The organism is Streptomyces sp. NPDC006510, from assembly GCF_040611955.1.
Lineage (GTDB): Bacteria > Actinomycetota > Actinomycetes > Streptomycetales > Streptomycetaceae > Streptomyces.
Window position 1 is genome coordinate 1 of the sequence record NZ_JBEXPH010000370.1, and the last position, 3917, is coordinate 3917.

Genomic DNA, 3917 nt, shown 5'->3' on the forward strand with positions numbered 1-3917 from the left:
CGCACGACGAGGCCGCGCTCTCCGTCGGCGTCCCGCTGGGGCGCATCGGCCCGGCGCAGTGGCGGTTGCTGACGGACACGGCCCGGCACCGGGGGCGAGGTGAACTGCGGCTGACACCGTGGCGCGGGGTCGTCGTACCGGGGGTGGAGCGGCGGCGGGCGGCGGGGCTGCTGGACGAGCTGGGGGCCGTCGGCCTCATCGTCGGACCCGACTCCCCCTGGATTGGGGTGGGTGCCTGTATCGGCCGGCCCGGCTGCGCGAAGTCGCTGGCCGATGTGCGGGCCCGGGCGGCGGCCTCGGTGGGGGTCGTGGGTCTGCTTCCGGTGTACTGGTCCGGATGCGAACGCCGGTGCGGCCACCCCCGGGGTGAGTGGGTCGACGTCGTCGCCACCCCCGACGGACACCGGATCTCCCTCGTGCGGGGCGAGGAACGGGACGTTCCCGTGAGCGTCCCCGACAGCTCCGGTGGGCTCGCCGCCGCGGTGGCTGCCGCCCGTCGTACGCGTGGCTGATCCCGTACGCCCGACTCCCCTGTACCCGATGTACCCGACCGTTGCACGCCCGAGGAAGAGAGCGAAAGCACTGTGCACCAGTACGAGAAGGACGGACCGGCGATCTACCGCCAGTCCTTCGCCACGATCCGTGCAGAGGCGGATCTCGCGGGCCTGCCCGCCGATGTGAGCCAGGTCGCGGTCCGCATGATCCATGCCTGCGGGATGGTCGACCTCGTCCGCGATCTCGCTTTCACCCCGGACGCGGTCGCCCGTGCCCGCGCCGCTCTGCGGGCCGGCGCGCCCATCCTGTGCGACGTGGCCATGGTCGCCAGCGGTGTCACCCGCAAGCGGCTGCCCGCGGACAACGAGGTGGTGTGCACCCTGTCCGACCCGGCGGTGCCCGAGCTCGCGAAGGAGTTGGGCACCACCCGTAGCGCCGCCGCCCTGGAGCTGTGGCGCGACCGGCTGGAGGGCTCGGTCGTCGCCGTCGGCAACGCACCGACCGCGCTGTTCCGGCTGCTGGAGATGATCGAGGAGGGCGCGCCGCGCCCCGCAGCCGTCATCGGGGTGCCGGTCGGCTTCATCGGTGCCGCGGAGTCCAAGGACGCCCTGGCCGCGCACCCGTCCGGGCTGGAGCATCTGATCGTCCGAGGCCGTCGCGGCGGCAGCGCCATCGCAGCCGCCGCCCTCAACGCGATCGCCAGCGAGGAAGAGTAGACGTGAGCGAGCAGCAGACGGGCCGGCTGTACGGGGTCGGGCTCGGCCCCGGCGATCCGGCTCTGATGACCGTACGCGCGGTGGAGATCATCGCCGAGGCCGATGTCATCGCCTACCACAGCGCCCGGCACGGGCGGTCCATCGCCCGGTCCATCGCGGCGAAGCACATCCGTGCCGACCATGTCGAGGAGCCGCTGGTCTACCCCGTCACGACGGAGACCACGGATCACCCGGGCGGCTACCGGGGGGCGATGGAGGAGTTCTACGCCGGGGCGGCGGCCCGCCTGGCGGCGCATCTCGACGCAGGCCGGACGGTCGCCGTGCTGGCCGAGGGCGACCCGCTCTTCTACGGCTCGTACATGCACATGCACAAGCGGCTCGCCGACCGCTACCCGACCGAGGTGATCCCGGGCGTCACCTCGGTCAGCGCGGCGGCCGCGCGGCTCGGCACCCCGCTCGTCGAGGGCGAGGAGGTGCTGACCATCCTGCCCGGCACGCTGCCGGAGGAGGAGCTGACCGCCCGTCTCGCCGCCACCGACGCCGCCGTGGTGATGAAGCTGGGACGTACGTTTCCCGCCGTGCGCGGCGCCTTCGAGGCATCCGGGCGGCTGCCCGAGGCGCGTTACGTCGAGCGCGCCACGATGGCCGGGGAGCGGGTGGGTGAACTGGCCGAGGTCGACGCCGGCTCGGTGCCGTACTTCGCGGTCGCGGTCCTGCCCAGCCGGATCGGCGCGCCGCGTCCCGAACGCGCCCCGGAGGGCGGCGAGGTGACCGTGGTCGGCACCGGCCCGGCCGGGCCGCTGTGGCTGACTCCGGAGTCGCGCGGGGCGCTGGCCGCCGCCGACGACCTGGTCGGCTACACCACTTATCTGGACCGGGTGCCGGTCCGGCCGGGGCAGGTGCGGCACGGCTCGGACAACAAGGTCGAGTCGGAGCGTGCCGAGTTCGCCCTCGACCTGGCCCGGCGCGGCCGGCGGGTGGCCGTGGTGTCCGGCGGCGACCCCGGGGTCTTCGCCATGGCGACGGCCGTCCTCGAAGTGGCGTCGCAGGACGAGTACGCGCGGGTGCCGGTGCGGGTGCTGCCGGGGGTGACGGCCGCCAATGCCGCCGCTGCCCGGGCGGGTGCGCCGCTGGGCCACGACTACGCGACGATATCGCTCTCCGACCGGCTCAAGCCGTGGGAGGTGATCGCGGAGCGGCTGCACGCGGCCGCGGCGGCGGATCTGGTGCTCGCGCTGTACAACCCCGGTTCGCGCAGCCGGACCTGGCAGGTCGGCAAGGCCCGTGACCTGCTGCTCGAACACCGCTCGCCGGACACGCCCGTGGTCCTCGGCCGGGATGTGGGCGGGCCCGCCGAGAACGTGCGGACCGTACGCCTGGCCGATCTCGACCCCGCCGAGGTCGACATGCGCACGATCCTGCTCGTCGGGTCGTCGCAGACCCGCTGGGTACGGCGCGGTGACGGGGAGCAGATCGTCTGGACGCCCCGTCGCTATCCGGAGGACTGAGTCCGGACCGGCCGTCGCCTACGCCTGGCGGAAGATGTGTTCGCGCAGCCAGGCGGCGGCCGGTTCCGGGCCGTCGACGACCGGGATGCCCCGGGGCACGGGCGGCCGGCGCACCACCACCACCGGGATCCGCGCCTCGCGGGCCGCGGCGAGTTTGGGGGCGGTGGCGGCGCCTCCACTGTCCTTCGTGACGACGACGTCGATGCGATGGCGGCGGATCAGCTCGCGTTCCCCGTCCAGGGTGAACGGGCCCCGGTCGAGCAGGACCTCCATCCGGGCGGGGTACGGCGCTTCGGGGGCGTCCACCGAGCGCATCAGGAACCACAGCTCGTCCAGGCCGGCGAAGGCGGCCAGTCCCATCCGGCCGGTGGTGAGGAACACCCTCCGGCCCAGCGCGGGCAGTGCCGCCGCGGCCTCGGCCAGGGAACCGGCCGGATGCCAGTCGTCGCCGTCGACGGGCACCCAGCCGGGCCGGCGCAATGCCAGCAGGGGAACATGGGCGGCAGCGGCGGCAGCGGCCGCGTTGAAACTGATCGTCCCGGCGAAAGGATGGGTGGCGTCGATGAGCGCGTCCACCTGGTGCGTACGCAGCCATGCGGCGAGCCCGTCCGCTCCCCCGAAGCCGCCGATGCGGACCTCGCCCGGCGGAAGTCTGGGGCCGGCCACGCGTCCGGCGAGCGAACTCGTCAGCCTGGCACCGGCCGGGAGAACGTCCACCAGCGACTCGGCGAGGCGACGGGCCTCCGTCGTTCCGCCGAGTACGAGTACATGCATCGGAACCATCCATGGGTGAGATCGAGGGCGGACGCAGCGCCCAGCTGAAACACACCGGTCTGCGGCCCGGCTGGACCACCGGCGCCTGTGCGACCGCGGCGGCCACCGCCGCGTACACGGCTCTGCTGACGGGTGACTTCCCCGACCCGGTGACGATCACCCTACCCAAGGGGCAGGCGCCCGCCTTCGCCCTCGCGGTGGAGGAACTGGCCGAGGGACGGGCGACGGCCGGGGTGGTCAAGGACGCGGGCGACGACCCCGATGTGACGCACGGCGCTCTCGTCCGGGTCACCGTACGGCGGCTGCCGCCGGGCTCGGGTGTGGTGTTCCGGGCCGGCCCCGGAGTGGGCACGGTCACCCTTCCCGGGCTGCCGCTCGATGTCGGGGAGCCGGCGGTCAACCCCGTGCCGCGCCAGATGATCCG

Annotated in this window: 4 protein-coding genes and 1 pseudogene; 4 read left to right on the forward strand and 1 reads right to left on the reverse strand. The window is 74.0% G+C overall.

Going from position 1 to position 3917, the window contains the following annotated elements; all coding sequences use genetic code 11:
• The 3 genes and pseudogenes from ABZY11_RS43400 to ABZY11_RS43410 form a co-directional block, all read left to right on the forward strand.
• Positions 1-512 (forward strand): annotated as a pseudogene (locus ABZY11_RS43400) (cobalamin biosynthesis protein CobG); the annotation flags it as partial.
• Between the two features lie 72 nt (positions 513-584).
• A complete protein-coding gene (locus ABZY11_RS43405; RefSeq protein WP_356484458.1) occupies positions 585-1211 on the forward strand; it encodes a precorrin-8X methylmutase in 627 nt (208 codons plus the stop codon).
• A 2-nt stretch (positions 1212-1213) separates the two neighbouring features.
• The gene (locus tag ABZY11_RS43410) at positions 1214-2719 is read left to right on the forward strand and encodes a precorrin-2 C(20)-methyltransferase (protein WP_356484459.1); all 1506 of its coding nucleotides are present in this window, start codon (positions 1214-1216) and stop codon (positions 2717-2719) included.
• An 18-nt stretch (positions 2720-2737) separates the two neighbouring features.
• On the opposite strand, the gene ABZY11_RS43415 is transcribed toward ABZY11_RS43410, so the two are convergent.
• Positions 2738-3493: a cobalt-precorrin-6A reductase gene (locus tag ABZY11_RS43415; RefSeq protein WP_356484460.1), complete on the reverse strand. Its 756-nt coding sequence runs from the start codon at positions 3491-3493 to the stop codon at positions 2738-2740.
• 11 nt (positions 3494-3504) lie between these two features.
• Between ABZY11_RS43415 and ABZY11_RS43420 the strand changes: the two genes are divergently transcribed.
• Positions 3505-3917 (forward strand): cobalt-precorrin-5B (C(1))-methyltransferase (locus tag ABZY11_RS43420; RefSeq protein WP_356484461.1); only part of this gene is annotated, 413 nt, incomplete at its 3' end.

Excerpts from the sequence above, each read along its gene's own strand:
- ABZY11_RS43415 (WP_356484460.1), bottom strand. The coding sequence starts at position 3,493 with ATGCATGTACTCGTACTCGGCGGAACGACGGAGGCCCGTCGCCTCGCC.